We start from the raw sequence: 18449 nt of genomic DNA, 5'->3' as shown, positions 1-18449 counted from the left end.
CCGGACCGTCAGCGGGGACGCTGAACGGCCGCGCAGCAATTGACCGCACACGAGAGACCGTTGGTGGTCGAGCCGAGCAGCGGCTCGACCCCCAGTCGCAGTGGCTGCTCGGCCTCGGCCAGTTCCCGAACGAGCGTGGGCACCAGCTGCGCAAAACGCTGATCGCGGCCGGGCGTTGCTGCCCGAACGAAATCCATCCCGAGTTCGGCTGCCTTGTCCTTGGCCTCGGTGTCCAGGTCCCACACCACTTCGAGGTGATCGGAGACGAAACCGACGGGGCACACGATCACGGCGCGAACATCCTTGGCGGACAACGTATCCAGGTGATCACAGATGTCGGGGTCCAGCCACGGAACCTGCGGCGGGCCTGATCGCGACTGCCACACCAGATCGAAATCCTCGACGCCGACGGCCTCGGCAACCAACTTCGCGGCCTCGGCGACCTGTCGACTGTAGAGGTTTCCGCCCTCTGCCGGCGGCCCTGCATTGCGGTCTGCGGCACTCGGTACCGAATGCGCGGTGAACACCAGGCGCGCAGTATCGCGAGTCGCTTCGGGCAACTCTGCGCGGGCCGCGCGCACACCGTCGGCGAACGCGCCTACGACCAGCGGATGGTCGTAGTACTGGCGAAGTTTTGTCAGCGTCGGTGCGCCGTCACCGACCGCCTCACGGGCACGGGCGATGTCCTCGTGGTACTGCCGACATCCGGAGTAACCACCCCACGCCGACGTGGCGAACACGGCGGCGTTGCGGACACCGTCCTCGCGCATCTTGGCAACGGTGTCTTCGACCATCGGGTGCCAGTTGCGGTTGCCGAAGTACACGGGCAAATCCACGCCGGCTGCTGCCAGCTCACCTTCGACCCGTTCGATCAGGTCTCGGTTGAGCGCGTTGATGGGCGAAACTCCACCGAAATGCATGTAGTGCTCGACAACGGCGTCGAGCCGCTCCGGTGGCACTCCCCTACCGCGCGTGACGTTTTCGAGGAACGGCCGTACGTCTTCGGGTTTTTCGGGACCGCCGAACGACAAAACGAGAAGAGCATCGAACTGCATGTCCATACTTACGGTCATGAGTTCAATCTTGCGCGATGCCGTTCGGCGGGAGTCACCCGGGTACTCACCTGCGTAGTAGAAGGGGTGTTACTAGCCGACCATCGCGTGGAAGCCGCCGTCGACGTAGATGATCGACGCGGTCGTGCCGGGCAACCAATCCGAGAGAACGGTGCAGACCGTTTTGGCGACCGGCTCGCGATCGTCGACGTCCCAGCCGATGGGCGCAGCACCGTCCCAGGCGGTGTTCAGCTTGTCCAACTCCGCGCCCGGACCGGTGCTGTCGCCGGCAATGGCCTTGGCGGCCAGGGTCTTGATCGGGCCGGAGGACACCAGGTTCGAGCGGATGCCGCGGACGCCGACCTCTTTGGCCACGTACCGATTGACGGCCTCGAGGGTTGCCTTGGAGACACCCATCCAGTTGTAGAAGGGCATTGCGCGTGCCGGATCGAAGTCCATACCGACGATGGACGCGTTGTCGTTGAGCACCGGCAGCAAGGCCTTGGCCAGTGCGCTGTACGAGTAGGCGGACACCTCGAGTGCGACCGCCACGTCTTCCCACGGCGCGTCCATGAACGGGCTTCCCAGGCAGGAGCGGGGAGCGAAGCCGATCGAGTGGACGACGCCGTCGATACCCTCGGGAGCCAGCTCGCGCACACGCTCGGCGAGAGAGGCGAGATCCTCCGAGCTCTGGACGTTGAGCGAGATTGCCGGCGGCACGGGCTGCGGCAGGCGCTGGGCGATGCGGTCGATGAGGCGCAGACGATCGAATCCGGTGATCAGTACCTTTGCGCCCTGCTCCTGCGCGACCTTGGCCACGTGGAACGCGATCGACGAATCGGTGATGATGCCGGTGACAAGAATGGTCTTACCCTCGAGCAAGCCGCCCATGAGATGTCCTCCTGATTTCAGACGTACGAGAAAGGTGTGTGTGCGAAAAGCGGGTCAGTGCCCCATGCCGAGTCCACCGTCGACGGGGATGACCGCACCCGAGACGTAGGCCGAATCGTCGGAGGCGAGGAAACTGACAACTGCTGCAACATCTTCCGGCTTTCCGGTCCGCTGCAACGGGATGAACTCGGTGGCCTTGTCCTTGACGTCGTCGCCCAGTGCTGCCGTCATGTCGGTCTCGATGAACCCGGGAGCGACGACGTTGGCGGTGATCGAACGTGAGCCGAGTTCCCTTGTCAGGGAACGAGCGATACCGACGATGCCTGCTTTGGACGCGGCGTAGTTGACCTGGCCGGCTTGTCCTGCCAGACCCACCACAGAGCCGAGGAAGATGAACCGTCCGAAACGCGCGCGCAGCATCGACCGGGTCGCACGTTTCGAGAGGCGGAACGTACCGGTGAGGTTCGCGTCGACGACGCTCGTGAACTGCTCTTCGCTCATTCGCATGATCAGTGTGTCGTCGGTGACGCCGGCATTGGCGACGATGACCTCGACCGGCCCCTGGTGCGCTTCGACCTCTTTGAACGCACGGTCGATCGACTCGGTGTCGGTGACGTCGCACACGACGCCGAACAACCCTTCGGGGACACCGGAACCGCGGTGCGTGACGGCTACCTTGTGGCCGTCTGCGGCGAGCCGCTGAGCGACGGCCAAGCCGATTCCGCGGTTACCGCCGGTGACGAGCACCGAGCGAGGTGTGGTGACGGTCCGTTCGGAAACCACTGTCGTGGGAGGGGTAGACATGGCGATCAACCTATCAATTCTCTGCGGGCCGCGTACCGGCGGTATTTGGACAATTCGGAACTGCTCTCGATCAGGGCAGACGCTGCCTGCGTACCAGGGCAATCGTCAGACCAGCGGTCGCGAACACGACGCCGAGGACCAACCACGGTCGACTCGCGTCTCCTCGTGTCGTCTCGAAACCGATCTGCTCTTCGAGCGTGTCGTACACCTGGCGCAGTTCTTCGAGGCTCGATGCCGTGAAGAAACTTCCGCCGGAAAGGTTGGCGATCTCCTTCAATGACGCGTCGTCGACCGGGACGGGGATTCGGTCTCCTTCGATCTCGACTCGCCCGTATGTCGTTCCGAAGGAAATGGTCGAGATCGGAACGCCCTTGTCCTTGGCCTGACGGGCAGCGGTGAATCCGCCCCGCGGATCGTCCGAGTTTTCGGGAACGGTCTGCTTACCGTCGGACAGCAACACGATGCGCGCCGGTGGCGCCTGATCGCTGCCGCCGAGAACAGCCGACAGCGTGTCGATCGACTGCAACGAGGTGAAGATCGCTTCGCCCGTCGCCGTTCGCTCACTGAGCTTGAGGTTGTCGATGGCGACCTTCGTCGCGTCACGATTCGTGGTGGGCGACACCAGAACCGAAGCCGTTCCGGCAAATGCGACCAACCCGAGGTTGATGCCGGGAGTCAGACCGTCGGCGAACGACTTGGCAGCTTCCTGCGCTGCTGCCAATCGCGTCGGCTCGACGTCGGTGGCCTGCATCGACAGCGACACGTCGATCACGAGGATCACCGTGGCGCGGTTTCGCGGGACCTTCTTGTCTGCCGTCGGACCGGCAAGGGCGACGGTGAAGAACACCAATGCGATGACCATCAGAATCGCCGGAATATGACGCCACCGCCCGGGCCGCGAAGGCGCGACCTTCTCCAACAGTGCGAAGTTCGTGAACCGAAGTGTGTGCTTGGCTCGCTGCTTCTGCACGAGTACGTAACCGACCACCAACGCGGCGATGACAGCGAGGAACAGCAGCCACCACGGCGCGGTGAATTGAGAAAGACTCACGAACGAACGCCCCCAGTTCCGGCGCCGGCACCATAACTGTGTCGGCGTGCCGAGATGAATCTCACGACGTCGGCGATCCAGTCCCGATCGGTGTGCAGGGACATGAGCGGTGCGCCGCAACGACGTAGAGCTTGCCTGACCTCGACGCGGTGCTCGGCGGCGACTCTGGCGAAGTCGGCGCGCAATTGCGGCGTCGTGGTGAATTCTCTGGTCCGGCCGGACTCGGGATCGTGGAGCACCACGTCGCCCACGTCGGGCAGTTCGAGGTCTCGCGGATCGACCACTTCGACACCGAGCACGTCGTGCCGTCCTGAAATGGCGCGCAGCGAGCGTTCCCAGTCGATCGGTCCGAGGAAGTCACTGATGACCACCGCCAGTCCGCGCCGACGCTGTGGGCGTCTGAGCGCTTCGATCGCGCCGACCAGATCACCGCGTACCCCGTCCGGCGCGTGCGGAGTCGTCGCGATCTTGCGGAGCATCGCCTGTGCGTGAATTCGCCCACCGCGGGCCGGAATTCGAGTTGTCTGTGCGCCGGTCGAGATGATGGCGCCGACGCGGTTACCGCCCGAACTGGTCAGGTGAGTGATCGCCGCGGCTGCGGCGACGACCAGGTCGCGCTTCTCGCATCCGGCGGTCCCGAAGTCGAGACTTGCGGACAAGTCGATGACGAGCCACGTCTCGAGCTCACGATCTGCGACCGACTGACGCACGTGTGGGTGCGTCGTCCGTGCGGTGACGGACCAGTCCATCTGCCGCACGTCGTCGCCCGGCTGATACTCGCGGGCATCTCCCGGCTCCGAACCCGGACCGGGAATCAGGCCGAGATGATCGCCGTGCAGCACACCGTCAAGGCGACGGCGAACCGTCAGCTCGAGGGTGCGCAGCGCAGCGGTGAGTTTCGGGTCGCTGAGCTCGCCGGATCGGAACGACGGCGGAGAACCGGTGGATCCGGCGGGTGTCGCCTGGCCACCGTCGCGGCCTTCGGTCACTGCGGGCGACTCATCGTCTCAGCGGTCGCGATCGGCGCGCCGTTGCCCTGCGGATTAGCTGTGCCCTGTGGGTTAGCTGTGCCCGGTGCGTTGAACTGCGGTGCCTGCGGTGCGCCCTGCTGGGGCGGACCGGGAACGGTAGGAACCGGCCGCGCGGCGATCTGCGGCAGTCCGACGGTCTGCAGCACCCGGGCGATGACGGCGTCGGGAGTCACCTCGTCGGCCATGGCGTCGTAGGAAAGAACGAGGCGGTGACGCAACACGTCCGGGATCACCTCGATGACGTCCTGCGGCACTACGTAGTCGCGCCCGCGGACGAGAGCGAGAGCTCGCGACGCGGCGATGATGCCGAGCGTCGCGCGGGGTGAGGCGCCGTACGCGATCCAGCCGGCGACGTCCTCGAGTCCGACCTCACGCGGCGTACGCGTAGCGGCGATGACCCGGACAACGTAATCGACGAGCGCGTGGTGAACGAAGACGTTGCTGGCGACGCGTTGGAGCCTGACCAACTCCTCCGGACCGAGGATCTGGTGCGGCTCCGGAGCCGCGACGCCCATCCGGTAGACGATTTCGCGTTCTTCCTCCACTGTCGGGTAATCGACGAGGATCTTGAACAGGAAGCGGTCGCGCTGCGCTTCGGGGAGCGGATAGACGCCCTCGTTCTCGATGGGGTTCTGCGTCGCCATCACCAGGAACGGATCGGGCATGTGGTACCGCTTGCCACCGATCGAGACGTGGCGTTCTGCCATCACCTCGAGGAGCGCGGACTGCACCTTGGCCGGGGCACGGTTGATCTCGTCGGCCAACACGAAGTTGGCGACGACGGGGCCGAGTTCGGTGTCGAACTCCTCGCGGCCCTGACGGTAGATGCGCGTGCCGATCAGGTCGGTGGGCACCAAGTCCGGGGTGAACTGGACGCGGGAGAACGAACCGCCGACGACCTTCGCGAAAGTCTCGACGGCCAGCGTCTTGGCGACACCGGGTACGCCTTCGAGGAGGACGTGCCCCTTGGCGAGAAGTCCGACGAGAATGCGCTCGACAAGCCGGTCCTGCCCGACGATGACTCGCTTGACCTCGTAAATCGCTCGTTCCAAGGTCTGAACGTCGGCTGCCAGGGAAGGTGCTGCTCCGTCCGCACTTCCACTCGCCTTGCTTACGTCGACCGTTCCGACCGAATCTTCACGTGAGGTCACCAAGAATCCATCGCTTTCACCTAGAAAAGTACCGACAGTAACGTGTTCCCCGTCAACTATTCCAGGTAGTTGCGCTCGATGCCGTAACACCACGTCGGGAACTTGATACTTCCCTGACAATGCGGGTGTCAGCGGCATTTCCTCTGACGGTCAGGACACAAGACGGACGGCGTACGGCGTCATTCCGCCCCACCGAACCGGTGAGACCATGACACTCGAACCGGATTGTGGTGCCTCGAGCATCTGACCGTTACCGAGGTAGAGCGCCACGTGTTGGCTGGCGTTGGGGCCGTAGAAGATCATGTCGCCGCGCTTCATCTCCGAAGACGGAACCTGCGTGCCCGCGGTGTACTGATAGCCGGTGTAGTGCGGCAGCGAGATCCCGATGCCGGCAAAGGCATAAATCATCAAGCCGGAGCAGTCGAACCCGACCTTGTTGAAGTCGCCGTAACTGTCAGCGACGCCGCCGTCACGGATGCCTCGCGTCGGACCGTTCTCGTCGCCGCCGCCCCAGGCATACTGCACGCCTAGCTGAGACATTCCGCGGTCGATGACGGATTCGATTGCAGCGCTTCCGGTGACGGAAGGCTTCGGAGTGGTGGGTTTCGGCGTCGTCGGCTTCGGGGTGGTGGGCTTGGGCGTCGTGACCGTTTCCTCGTCGGTGCCGGTCTCTTCGTCCGTGCCTGTTTCCTCGTCGGTCCCTGTTTCTTCGTCAGTCCAGGTGTCGTCGTCGTCCGGGATGACGGTCGGAGTCGGGTCTTCGACCGCGGTGTGCGGACGCTGGGCCGCTGCCAGTGCGGCAGCTCGATCCTTGGCTGCCTGGTCGGCTGCGGCACGGGCGGCGGCCTGAGCGGCCGCTTCCTTGGCAGCGGCTTCGAGAGCCTTCTGATGAGCTTCCTCGGCACGGCGCTGTTCGTCCCAGGTCGCGTATGCCTGGCGTTGACCCTGCAAGCCGGCGACGGCGTTGCGGGCGGCGTCGAGCTGAGCCTGGGCAGAGTTGCGCTCGGCTTCGATCGCGGCCTTCTTGGCTACCTGCTGATCGAGAGCGTTGCGCGCGATCTGAATCGCTTGCTCCGCCAGATCCTTCAGCTGCGCGGCGACCTCGGCGGCGGCATCGGCCTGCTGCTTGGCCTGGCGGGTCGCGGAATCCTTGTTCGCCTGCTCGGTACGTGCTCGCTGGAGACCGTCGAGCACTGCACTCTGCGTATTGGCGAGAAGCTTGAGGACCTGGGCGCGGTCGAGAACGTCGCCAGGACCCTTGGCGTCGAGGAACGACGAGATCGACGCAGTATTGGTGCCCTTGACGTAGCTCGAGCGTGCGTACTTGTCGAAGTCCGTCTGAGCGACCTCGATCTGCGTCGACGCGTCCTTCAGAGCTTGTTTCGTGACTCCGACGGCCTGCGCTGCGGAGTCTGCGGCGCCGCGAGCGTTCTGCAGATCCACGAGAGTCTTGTTGACGTCTTCACGCTTGATCGCAACTTCGTTGTCGAGTGCTGACAACTGTTCGTTTGCCGATGCGACTTGATTGATGAGCGCGCTGACGGTGCCGACGCTCGACGAGACCTGCGAATCTGCCGCGGCGATATCCGAGTCACTCGGATTCGGCGGCGGTGGCGGTACGGCCGAGGACATGGCCGGCGTCCCGACGATCAGGGATCCGACGACGCCGAATCCGATGACCAGTTGCGCCAGGCGCATCGATTTACGGGAAGGACCACGACGGGACTCGCCGCCACGTGTTACTTGCCTCACAAATAACTCTCCCTCGCGTGTAACGCCACGGCCCGCTGGGTCGCCGATCCGTGCGGGGAGGGAATGCGCAGACCAAGCACCGGTCGCCCACAGCCCGAGAGCTGCTCGTCGACCTGGACGTGCCGTACGAACGCCACCGTCGACACCTCGAGAACGAGGCAACCGACAAGTACGCGTCGAACAACATCAGCCTGTCTGCGACACTTCTTCCCCAAAAAGTGCCAGTTGTACCGTACGACACTCAAGCGTTCTTTGGAAACTTTAGCCACAAATAACACAAACGGTATTTGAGCTGGTCGAATGGCATGCAGGCACCAAAAAGGGCAGGTACTCACCGCAAACAGCAGTGAGTACCTGTTTTCGACGAGTTACTGAAAATCTCGCAAAAGGACCAAGGTCAGACGGAATCGGCCCGGTGGTCGGATGGTGCTGGTGTTTCCGAAGTCGAGGCGATATGTCTGGTTTGCGCGTTTTCTGGCTCTCGCCGCCACTTGACGGCAAAGGTAATTCCGGCAATAACCGCCACCACTGCGATGACAAGGACCGTGTAAAGCGTCCACGGCGGACCTGGCGCCACGATCTCGTGCGAGAAGCGGTCCGCGGTCACGCTTGCGCTTTCGCCGAAAGATCGGTCCTGTGCAGTTTCGAGCTGCACTCGACTGATCGAATCGCTGTAGCTACCCATCCAGTCAGGGCTCAGAACGAGAACCGTTCCGCCTTCTGTTTTGCCGACCGTCGTGGCCAGGTCTCGAAGATCGGACGGCCGGCCCGGATTTGCGTCGACTACTACGACGCTCAAGTCGACACCACGTTCACGAGCGTCGGTCACCACCGCGGTCAGCCCCGCAACATCATCCGCGGGGGCGGAGACGCCGTCCGTCGAAATGTCCGCGAGCACGTCGTCGAGATCGACGTCCGACGGAACAGCGACGTGCAACGGGGACTTCACGTGCACAGGCGCAAAAGCGTGATTTGTAGGAGCAGACATCTCTCATCCGGGTGCTGTTCGGATTCCGTCCACCGCTGAGATGCGGGGAGTTCTTCCGAGGTCGTTTTTCGGCGGCCGACCCGCGACGGGCCTGCATGCACCCTACTTCAGGTCGACTGCCACCAGGCGTCACACACAACCGCCGCGCGTGCCGCCCGAGCGGTAGCTGTGGGTGCGGTCACCCAGCCAAGCCTGCGTTGCGCAGGCCCGCAGTCTGCATGAAGATTGTTTCGGTCAACTTGCCCTGAATTCTCACAGGACAAGCGTACTGTTAGACTTGGACCAAGAGGTACCACCGGTCAGGACAGGTTCTACTGCAGCTCCGATGTTCGGACAGTTCTCACGCGAACTGTGCGATTGGCGTGAGCTACGGAGGATCTTCCCGGCCGAAGTACCTCGCTTCAGCTGCCGACACAGCCCCGTCGGTAGCGACCCTCATAGACGAGTGGAGCAGACGTGAGCACCAGTATCGATTCATTCGGAGCCAAGGGAACCCTCGAGGTCGGTGAGAACTCTTACGAGATCTTCCGCCTCTCGGCCGTCCCCGGCACCGAGAAATTGCCCTATTCCTTGAAGGTTCTCGCCGAGAACCTTCTCCGCACCGAAGACGGCGCCAACATCACCGCGGATCACATCCGCGCAATCGCAAGCTGGGATCCCTCAGCCGAGCCGAGCATCGAAATCCAGTTCACGCCTGCCCGCGTGATCATGCAGGACTTCACCGGCGTTCCTTGCATCGTCGACCTCGCCACCATGCGTGAGGCCGTCACCACCCTCGGCGGCGACCCGAACAAGGTCAACCCGCTCTCCCCCGCCGACATGGTCATCGACCACTCGGTCATCCTCGACGTCTTCGGCCAGGCCGACGCACTCGAGCGCAACGTCGACCTCGAATACGAGCGCAACGGCGAGCGTTACCAGTTCCTCCGTTGGGGCCAGGGCGCATTCGACGACTTCAAGGTCGTCCCCCCGGGAATGGGCATCGTTCACCAGGTCAACATCGAGTACCTGGCACCCACCGTCATGTCGCGTAACGGACAGGCATACCCCGACACCTGTGTCGGCACCGACTCGCACACCACGATGGTCAACGGCCTTGGCGTGCTCGGCTGGGGCGTCGGCGGCATCGAGGCCGAGGCAGCAATGCTCGGCCAGCCCGTCTCCATGCTGATCCCCCGCGTCGTCGGCTTCAAGCTCTCCGGTGAGATCAAGCCCGGCGTCACCGCAACCGACGTCGTGCTCACCGCCACCGAGATGCTCCGTAAGCACGGCGTCGTCGGCAAGTTCGTCGAGTTCTACGGCAACGGTGTTGCCGAGGTTCCGCTCGCGAACCGCGCGACGCTGGGCAACATGAGCCCCGAATTCGGTTCCACCGCAGCGATCTTCCCGATCGACGCCGAGACCATCGAATACCTGCGCCTCACCGGCCGCAGCGACGAGCAGCTCGCTCTCGTCGAGGCGTACGCCAAGGAACAGGGCCTGTGGCACAACCCCGACAAGGAACCCGTCTTCTCGGAGTACATCGAGCTGGATCTGGGAACCGTTGTTCCCTCGATCGCCGGCCCGAAGCGCCCGCAGGACCGAATCCTGTTGTCGGAGTCCAAGACTGCGTTCCGCAAGGACATCCACAACTACGTGGAAGAGAACCACCCGACCGAGCACACCCAGCTCGACGAGGCCGTCGAAGAGTCCTTCCCGGCTTCCGATCCCGCGGTTCTGTCGTTTGCCGACGACGGAGCGGTCGACGTTCTCTCTGCTGCCAACGGTGCAGAAGGCCGTCCGAGCAAGCCGGTCGTCGTCAAGTCCGACGCCGGTGAGTTCGTTCTCGACCACGGCGCCGTCGTCGTTGCAGGTATCACCTCCTGCACCAACACGTCCAACCCGTCGGTCATGCTCGGCGCTGCACTGCTCGCACGCAACGCCGTCGAAAAGGGCCTCGCCACCAAGCCGTGGGTCAAGACCAACATGGCTCCCGGTTCGCAGGTCGTCACCGACTACTACGAGAAGGCCGGCCTGTGGCCGTACCTCGAGAAGCTCGGTTACTACCTCGGTGGTTACGGCTGCACCACGTGCATCGGTAACACCGGACCGCTGCCCGAGGCAGTCTCGAAGGCGATCAACGACAACGACCTCTCGGTCACCGCGGTGCTCTCGGGTAACCGTAACTTCGAGGGACGTATCTCCCCCGACGTCAAGATGAACTACCTGGCTTCCCCGCCGCTCGTGATTGCCTACGGCCTCGCCGGAACCATGGACTTCGACTTCGAGACCGATTCGCTCGGTAACGACACCGACGGAAACCCCGTCTACCTCAAGGACATCTGGCCGTCCACGCAGGAAATCGAAGAGACCATCAAGTCCTCGATCGACCAGGACATGTTCCGCAAGTCGTACGCAACCATCTTTGCGGGCGACAGCCGCTGGCAGAACCTCGAAACCCCGAAGGGTGACACCTTCGAGTGGGACGAGAACTCCACCTACGTGCGGAAGCCACCTTACTTCGACGGCATGACGATGGATCCGGCTCCGGTCAAGGACATCAAGGGCGCTCGCGTCCTCGCACTGCTCGGCGACTCGGTCACCACCGACCACATCAGCCCGGCAGGTCCGATCAAGGTCGGCACCCCCGCTGCGCAGTACCTCGACTCCCATGGCGTCGAGCGTGCGGATTACAACTCGCTCGGCTCGCGTCGCGGTAACCACGAGGTCATGATTCGCGGAACGTTCGCGAACATCCGTCTGCGCAACCAGCTCCTCGACGACGTCTCGGGTGGTTACACCCGCGACTTCACGCAGGAAGGCGCACCGCAGGCATTCATCTACGACGCGTCGCAGAACTACCAGGCAGCCGGCATCCCGCTGGTCGTCCTGGGCGGCAAGGAGTACGGCTCCGGATCCTCGCGTGACTGGGCAGCCAAGGGCACGAGCCTGCTCGGCGTCAAGGCCGTCATCACCGAGTCGTTCGAGCGCATCCACCGCTCCAACCTGATCGGCATGGGCGTTGTCCCGCTGCAGTTCCCGGTCGGCGAGTCCGCAGGTTCGCTCAAGCTCGACGGCACCGAGACCTTCGACATCGAAGGTGTCGAGAAGCTCAACGAGGGCGTCACCCCGAAGACCATGAAGGTCACGGCGACGCGCGAGAACGGCGAGAAGGTCGTGTTCGACGCAGTCGTACGCATCGATACCCCCGGCGAAGCGGATTACTACCGCAACGGTGGCATCCTGCAGTACGTGCTTCGCAACATGATCCGGGGCTAGTAGGCACTACGTGCCTGTGAGCACTTTCGGCCCCTGACGGGTCACGAAGCGCTCACGACCACTTTCGCCGGAAGGCGAACCAGGTTTCATCGGTGGTCGTGAGCGCTTTGTGCACTGAGTCGACATTCAGCGCCTACGGCCGAAAGTGCTCACAGGCAACCCGACAAAGGAGGGATGCCCGTGCCCAAGGTCAGTGAAGACCATCTCGCGGCACGGCGCAGTCAGATCCTTGACGGCGCCCGCCGCTGCTTTGCGGAATACGGCTACGACGGCGCCACAGTTCGCCGTCTCGAAGAAGTCACCGGTTTGTCCCGCGGAGCGATCTTCCATCACTTCAAGGACAAGGACGGCCTGTTCCTCGCTCTCGCAAGCGAGGATGCGAGCCGGATGGCAGATGTCGTCGCCGAAGAGGGCCTCGTCCAGGTCATGCGGGACATGCTCGCGCAGCCCGACCAATTCGATTGGCTGGGAACGCGACTGGAGATAGCGCGTCGACTGCGCAACGACGCCGATTTCCGCGAGAAGTGGTCACAGCGCTCCGTAGAACTGACGGAAGCGACCAGTGCGCGTCTCGCCAGACAGAAATCGGCAGGCAGACTCCGTGACGACGTCCCCACCGAAATTCTGATCGGATACCTGGATCTGGTGATGGACGGCCTGGTCGCGAGAATCGCCTCCGGCCACGGCGTCGACAACCTGTCAGCGGTTCTCGATCTGGTCGAGGAATCGGTGCGGCGGAGAGATTGAGGGGCTTCGCCCCTGTGCGCCTTTTTGGTAGTTCCCACTACCAAAAAGGCGCACAGGGGGTTAGGCGAGCTGGATCAGCTCGAGGTACTCCTGCGACCAGTGGTCCTCGTTGCCGTCGGGCAGGAGGATGACTCGCTCGGGGTTGAGGGCCTCGGCAGCGCCCGGATCGTGGGTGACCAGGACGACGGCACCGGTGTAGCTGCGGAGCGCGTCGAGCACCTGCTCGCGTGAGATCGGGTCCAGGTTGTTGGTGGGCTCGTCGAGAAGCAGAACGTTGGCAGCGGACGACACCAGTCCGGCCAGAGCCAGACGCGTCTTTTCACCACCCGAGAGCGTTCCGGCCGGCTGTTCGAGCTGTGGGCCGGTGAACATGAAGGCGCCGAGCAGAGAACGCAGTTCCTGCTCCCCTGTGTCCGGCGCGGCGTGGCGGATGTTCTCCCACACGGACGCGTCGTCGTCGAGGGTGTCGTGCTCCTGAGCGAAGTAGCCGACCTTGAGTCCGTGACCGGCGATCAGCTCACCCGCGTCCGCCTTCTCCGCGCCCGCGAGGATGCGGAGCAGCGTGGTCTTACCTGCACCGTTGAGTCCGAGGATAACCACACGAGACCCACGATCGATCGCGAGATCGACACCGGTGAAGATCTCGAGCGAGCCGTACACCTTGGTGAGGTTCTTGCCCATCAGCGGAGTCTTGCCACAAGCGGCGGGTTCGGGGAAACGAATCCGCGCAACCTTGTCCGAGACACGTTCGGCATCGAGGTTCGCCATCAACTTGTCGGCTCGCTTGGCCATGTTCTGAGCCGCGACGGCCTTGGTTGCCTTTGCGCCCATCTTCGCGGCCTGAATCCGCAGCGCACCGGCCTTCTTCTCGGCATTGGCGCGCTCACGGCGACGACGCTGCTCGTCCGTGGCACGAGCGTCGAGGTACTTCTTCCAGTTCATGTTGTAGACGTCGGCCTCACCGCGGACGGCATCGAGGAACCACACGCGGTTGACGACGTCGTTGAGCAGGTCGACGTCGTGGCTGATGACCACCAGTCCACCCTCGTGGTTCTGGAGGAAGCCACGCAGCCAGGTGATGGAGTCGGCGTCGAGGTGGTTGGTGGGCTCGTCGAGCAGCAGAGTCGTGTCCGAGCGGGCACCGCTGCCGTCGGAGGCGGCGAAGAGGATGCGCGCCAATTCGACGCGACGACGCTGACCGCCGGACAGCGTGCTGAGCGGCTGCCCGAGAATGCGGTCTTCGAGACCGAGGCTGCTGGTGATGCGTGCAGCTTCACTCTCGGCTTCGTATCCGCCGAGGGCCGAGAACCGATCCTCGAGCTGACCGTACTTCTTGACCGCGCGGTCCTGCGATTCCTGATCGAGCACCTCGCCCATCAGAATCTGCTGCTTCTCCATCTCGCGGAGCATCGTGTCGAGGCCACGTGCGGAGAGAACCCGGTCCTTGGCGAGGACGCTCAGGTCGCCCTCTTTGGGGTCCTGCGGGAGGTATCCGAGTTCACCGGTACGTACGACGCTTCCCGCATATGCCTCACCTTCGCCGGCGAGGATGCGCAGTGTGGTCGTCTTTCCGGCTCCGTTACGTCCGACGAGTCCGATCCGGTCGCCCGGCTGGATGCGCAACGAAGGCCCGGGAGCCGTGAGAAGGGTGCGGACACCGGCACGAACTTCGAGGTCAGTGGCGGTAATCAAGCAAACTCCTCAGGAAAAACGACGAATACGGGTAAACAATGCCTGACTACAGACACAAGAACTATCGATTTTACCGTGACCTGACGGTCGTTCCGACCAGCAGCGTGTGAGTCCGCTAACGTTCGGGACATGACTAGCGAAAACAGCACTCGTCCTCGCGACCTCGAAGGCCGTGCCGCCATCGTCACCGGCGCAAGTCGCGGAATCGGCAAAGCTGTCGCCGCCGAACTCCTCGCTCGCGGTGCCGACGTCTTGATCACAGCCCGCAAGCCGGAGCCCCTCGAGGCCGCCGCATCCGAGCTGTCCGCTCTGGGGCACGGCGGAAAGGTCGTCGCATTCGCGGGCAACGCAGCCGATGCCGAAGCCCGCTCCGGTGCCGTCGACCGCGCCGTGTCCGAATTCGGTTCACTCGACATTCTGGTCAACAACACCGGAATCAACCCCGTCTTCGGTTCGCTCATGGAAGCGGACCTCGACGCCGTGCGCAAGATCTTCGACGTGAATGTGGTTGCCGCCCTCGGTTACGTCCAACAAGCACATCGGGCATGGATGGGCGAACACGGTGGAGCCGTCGTGAACCTGGCAAGTGTGGCCGGGATCCGGTCGACGGGCGTCATCGCGGCGTACGGCGCGTCGAAGGCTGCGCTCATCCGCCTGACGGAAGAACTGGCCTGGCAACTGGGACCGAAGATTCGTGTCAACGCCGTAGCTCCCGGGATCGTCAAGACGCAGTTCGCGGCAGCCCTGGTCGCTGCCGGCGAGGACAAGGCGTCGGCGGGCTACCCGATGAAGCGGCTCGGCACCCCCGAGGACGTTGCCGGTCTGGTCGGCTTCCTCGTCTCCGACGCGGCGGCGTGGATCACGGGCGAAACGGTCCGGGTCGACGGCGGTCTGCTCGCAACGGGATCGATGTAGTGCGCCGGTCGTGAGCACAGACAACTCTTCCGCCGACGTGGTGATCGTCGGTGGCGGCCCGGCCGGGCGGGCACTCGCCACCCGCTGTATCGCCCGGCAACTCACCGTCGTCGTTGTCGATCCGCATCCCCATCGGGTGTGGACGCCGACCTATTCGGCGTGGGCTGACGAGCTGCCGTCGTGGCTGCCCGTCGATGTGATCGCAAGCCGGATCCAACGCCCGAGCGTGTGGACCCGCAGACAGAAAACGCTTGATCGCACATATTGCGTATTGAATACATCATTACTGCAATCATTTCTCTCGGGCACATCCGTACAGTTCAGAGCCGTGCGTGCTCAAACACTGTCACCCACCGCCGTCCTGTGCGTGGACGGATCGCAGCTGAGGGGATCCGTCGTCATCGACGCCAGAGGCACCGATCTGACGGTGACAACCGCCCAGCAGACCGCCTTCGGAGTGATCGTCGACCGCGCTCTGGCCGATCCGATTCTGGGTGGTGGCGAAGCCTGGTTCATGGACTGGCGAACAGACAACGGCGCCTCCGACGCCGACACTCCGTCGTTTCTCTATGCGGTCCCACTCGATGACGAGCGAGTTCTCCTCGAGGAGACCTGCCTCGTCGGCCGGCCGGCGTTGGGGCTCCGCGAACTCGAAGCGCGTCTGCGCACCCGGCTTCGCAATCGGGGCTGCGAAGTCCCCGACGACGCACCGGTCGAGCGGGTCCGTTTTGCAGTCGAAGGCCCGAAGGAGTCGTTCCCCGACGGTGTACTCCGTTTCGGCGGGCGAGGCGGTCTGATGCATCCGGGAACCGGATACAGCGTTGCCTCGTCACTCGCCGAGGCAGACGCTGTCGCCAAAGCAATCGCCGGCGGTGGAGATCCCAACGCGGCGCTCTGGCCGCGGTCGGCCAAGGCGGTGTCTGCCCTTCGCCGCGTTGGCCTGAACGCACTTCTCACCCTCGGCTCGAGAGAGGTCGCGACATTCTTCGACACGTTCTTCGATCTACCGGTCGAGGCTCAGCGGTCCTACCTGTCCGATCGGCGGGACGCGTCCGCGACGGCGAAGGTGATGGCAACCCTGTTCCGATCGTCACCGTGGCACGTCCGAAAGACGTTGATGCGCGCGCCGTTTCTGAGGTGAGCACTCCGGACCGACTACTGCGCTCCTATCGAGCCGGCGATCATCGGCCAGGAATTGTGTAGGTCGTCCTGCCAGTAGCCCCACGAGTGGGTTCCGGTCGGCTTGAAGTCGAAGGTCGCGGGGATGCCCAGTGCGTTCAGTCGGTCCGCCAAGCCGTGCGTGCACCCGTTGACCGCGGATTCGATGATGCCGCCGACGACGATCTGATTAAGGAGGGCTCCGGGATTTCCGTTCACATCGGGTGCCTGAAGGTTGTCGTGCGGACCTGGCAGCCCGGATCCGGTGGAAACGTACAGTGCGGTCCCCCGCAACTTCTCCGCGTTCACAACCGGATCGTTCTCGCGCCATCCCGGACCGTCGAACGGTCCCCACATGTTTGTCGGATCAGCGCCACCCCGCGCGCCGACCACCAACCGCACATAGTCCTGACCCGGCTGGGTGGAAGTCTCCGCGCACCCGCTGTAGGCCCCGACACTCCGATAAAGCCCTGGTGCCGAGATCGCGAGATTGAGTACCGACGTCGCCGTCATCGAAATCGCCGCGATGGAGTTGACCCCGTTGGTACCGAACTGCGCATCGATGACGGGCGGCAGTTCGCGAGTGAGGAACGTCTGCCACTTGTTGCGCCCGAGTACGGGATCGTCTTTTTGCCAGTCGGTGTAGTAGCTGAACGCTCCTTCCAGCGGCGTCACGACGTTGACGTTCTTGTCGGCGAAGAAGTCCAGGACATCGGTCCGTCCTTCCCACGTTGCACTGTCCTCGCCACCACCGGCGCCGTTGAGCAGATACAACGTAGGCCGTGGGGCGCTCGTGTCGGCGGGGAGGACCACCTCGAGTGGAATGTCGCGGCCCATCGCATCGGAGTGGACGCTGATGGTTACGGTGCGTGCCGGATCTGCGTTCGCGGGCAAAGGCGCAAACAGCAGTGGAACCAGTGAAATCGCCAGCGCCGCGGTGACGCGTCGACGGTAGGTTCGGATTCTCATCGGAGCGTCTCCCCAGGTGTGCGAGTCGGGTTCTCGAAGCGGATACCCGCTCGATACGCCCCGAACCGACCCATCCACACGCAACGGTTCGGGATCAACCGTGATCGTTTGCCTCGCGCAAACGGCCGGCGGCGACCATCATGGGAGGCATGCGCTCGATTTGGAAAGGCTCGATAGCCTTCGGTCTGGTCAACGTCCCGGTCAAGGTGTACTCGGCGACCGAGGACCACGACATCCGATTTCACCAGGTCCATGCAAAAGACGGTGGCCGCATCAAGTACAACCGTGTGTGTTCCGAGTGCGGAAACACGGTTCAGTTCGCGGACATCGACAAGGCGTACGACTCGGAAGACGGATCGCGCGTCATCTTGAGCGACGAGGACTTCAACAAACTCCCGGCTGCGGAGAAGCACGAGATTCCGGTGCTGGAATTCGTGCCGAACGATCAGATCGATCCGATCTTGTTCGAGAAGAGTTACTTCCTCGAGCCCGATTCGGCGTCGCCGAAGGCGTACGTCCTGCTTTCGACTGTGCTCACCGAGAGTGATCGAACGGCACTGGTGCATTTCACGCTGCGACAGAAGACGCGCCTGGCCGCGATGCGCGCTCGCGATGGTGTTCTGGTGATCCAGACCTTGCTGTGGCCCGACGAAGTTCGTGCAGCAGAGTTCCCTTCCCTCGACGACGTGGAGAAGCCGAAGGCGAAGGAACTGAAGATGGCGCAGACGCTCGTCGAGAGCATGGCGGGCGATTTCGATCCGACCGAGTTCACCGACGACTATCAGCTCCAACTGAGGCAGTTGCTCGACGAGATGATCGAGAACGGCGGCAAGAAGGTCATCCCGGCCGCCGAGGTCGACCAAGAGGGCACCGACGCAGAGGTGGTGGACCTGGTTGCCGCACTGCAGCGCAGTGTGGACGAAGCGAAGTCGAACGCCTCCAAGGCCGGCTCGTCGAAGTCGACTACACCGAGGAAGAAACGAGCCTGAG

15 protein-coding genes are annotated in these 18449 nt (G+C 63.6%); 5 read left to right on the top strand and 10 right to left on the bottom strand.

Annotated features, from left to right (window positions below; genetic code table 11):
- Window positions 1-8: 8 nt before the first annotated feature.
- From AC1Q6C_RS15455 to AC1Q6C_RS15420, 8 genes are all read right to left on the bottom strand, one after another.
- A complete protein-coding gene (locus AC1Q6C_RS15455; RefSeq protein ID WP_007727874.1) occupies window positions 9-1061 on the bottom strand; it encodes a ferrochelatase in 1053 nt (350 codons plus the stop codon).
- 84 nt (window positions 1062-1145) lie between these two features.
- The gene (inhA, locus tag AC1Q6C_RS15450; protein WP_003944803.1) at window positions 1146-1943 is read right to left on the bottom strand and encodes an NADH-dependent enoyl-ACP reductase InhA; all 798 of its coding nucleotides are present in this window, start codon (window positions 1941-1943) and stop codon (window positions 1146-1148) included.
- A 54-nt stretch (window positions 1944-1997) separates the two neighbouring features.
- Window positions 1998-2747, bottom strand: coding sequence for a 3-oxoacyl-ACP reductase FabG1 (fabG1, locus tag AC1Q6C_RS15445; RefSeq protein WP_007727875.1), 750 nt, complete (start codon window positions 2745-2747; stop codon window positions 1998-2000).
- A gap of 70 nt (window positions 2748-2817) precedes the next feature.
- Window positions 2818-3798 (bottom strand): VWA domain-containing protein, encoded by a 981-nt coding sequence (locus tag AC1Q6C_RS15440; protein WP_003944878.1) that lies wholly within the window; start codon window positions 3796-3798, stop codon window positions 2818-2820.
- Complete coding sequence (locus AC1Q6C_RS15435; protein ID WP_003944991.1) at window positions 3795-4787, bottom strand: DUF58 domain-containing protein; 993 nt, start codon at window positions 4785-4787, stop codon at window positions 3795-3797. The genes AC1Q6C_RS15440 and AC1Q6C_RS15435 overlap by 4 nt, the downstream gene beginning before the upstream one ends.
- Window positions 4784-5980, bottom strand: coding sequence for an AAA family ATPase (locus AC1Q6C_RS15430; protein ID WP_003944917.1), 1197 nt, complete (start codon window positions 5978-5980; stop codon window positions 4784-4786). Before AC1Q6C_RS15430 ends, AC1Q6C_RS15435 begins: the two co-directional genes overlap by 4 nt.
- Before the next feature lie 150 nt (window positions 5981-6130).
- The gene (locus AC1Q6C_RS15425; protein ID WP_007727879.1) at window positions 6131-7678 is read right to left on the bottom strand and encodes an NlpC/P60 family protein; all 1548 of its coding nucleotides are present in this window, start codon (window positions 7676-7678) and stop codon (window positions 6131-6133) included.
- Window positions 7679-8129: 451 nt separating this feature from the next.
- Window positions 8130-8720, bottom strand: coding sequence for an Rv1476 family membrane protein (locus AC1Q6C_RS15420; protein ID WP_021332993.1), 591 nt, complete (start codon window positions 8718-8720; stop codon window positions 8130-8132).
- A 456-nt stretch (window positions 8721-9176) separates the two neighbouring features.
- Between AC1Q6C_RS15420 and acnA the strand changes: the two genes are divergently transcribed.
- Window positions 9177-11978, top strand: coding sequence for an aconitate hydratase AcnA (acnA, locus tag AC1Q6C_RS15415; RefSeq protein WP_007727883.1), 2802 nt, complete (start codon window positions 9177-9179; stop codon window positions 11976-11978).
- Between the two features lie 180 nt (window positions 11979-12158).
- A complete protein-coding gene (locus tag AC1Q6C_RS15410; RefSeq protein ID WP_003944970.1) occupies window positions 12159-12725 on the top strand; it encodes a TetR/AcrR family transcriptional regulator in 567 nt (188 codons plus the stop codon).
- 60 nt (window positions 12726-12785) lie between these two features.
- Here the strand turns inward: AC1Q6C_RS15410 and AC1Q6C_RS15405 are convergent, their stop codons facing one another.
- Window positions 12786-14417 (bottom strand): ABC-F family ATP-binding cassette domain-containing protein, encoded by a 1632-nt coding sequence (locus AC1Q6C_RS15405; RefSeq protein WP_003944932.1) that lies wholly within the window; start codon window positions 14415-14417, stop codon window positions 12786-12788.
- Between the two features lie 129 nt (window positions 14418-14546).
- On the opposite strand from AC1Q6C_RS15405, the gene AC1Q6C_RS15400 reads away from it, so the two are divergent.
- The gene (locus AC1Q6C_RS15400) at window positions 14547-15332 is read left to right on the top strand and encodes an SDR family oxidoreductase (RefSeq protein WP_047270400.1); all 786 of its coding nucleotides are present in this window, start codon (window positions 14547-14549) and stop codon (window positions 15330-15332) included.
- 10 nt (window positions 15333-15342) lie between these two features.
- A complete protein-coding gene (locus tag AC1Q6C_RS15395; RefSeq protein ID WP_230359865.1) occupies window positions 15343-16473 on the top strand; it encodes a lycopene cyclase family protein in 1131 nt (376 codons plus the stop codon).
- Between the two features lie 14 nt (window positions 16474-16487).
- Here the strand turns inward: AC1Q6C_RS15395 and AC1Q6C_RS15390 are convergent, their stop codons facing one another.
- The gene (locus tag AC1Q6C_RS15390; protein ID WP_230359864.1) at window positions 16488-17459 is read right to left on the bottom strand and encodes an alpha/beta hydrolase; all 972 of its coding nucleotides are present in this window, start codon (window positions 17457-17459) and stop codon (window positions 16488-16490) included.
- 149 nt (window positions 17460-17608) lie between these two features.
- Here AC1Q6C_RS15390 and ku point away from each other — a divergent pair, with 149 nt between their 5' ends.
- Window positions 17609-18448 (top strand): non-homologous end joining protein Ku, encoded by an 840-nt coding sequence (gene ku / locus AC1Q6C_RS15385; RefSeq protein WP_172932851.1) that lies wholly within the window; start codon window positions 17609-17611, stop codon window positions 18446-18448.
- Window position 18449 lies beyond the last annotated feature (1 nt).

This window comes from Rhodococcus sp. MT28 (genome assembly GCF_058792695.1).
The sequence above is the reverse complement of the archived record's forward strand: the minus strand, read 5'-3'. Positions and strand labels throughout refer to the sequence as shown.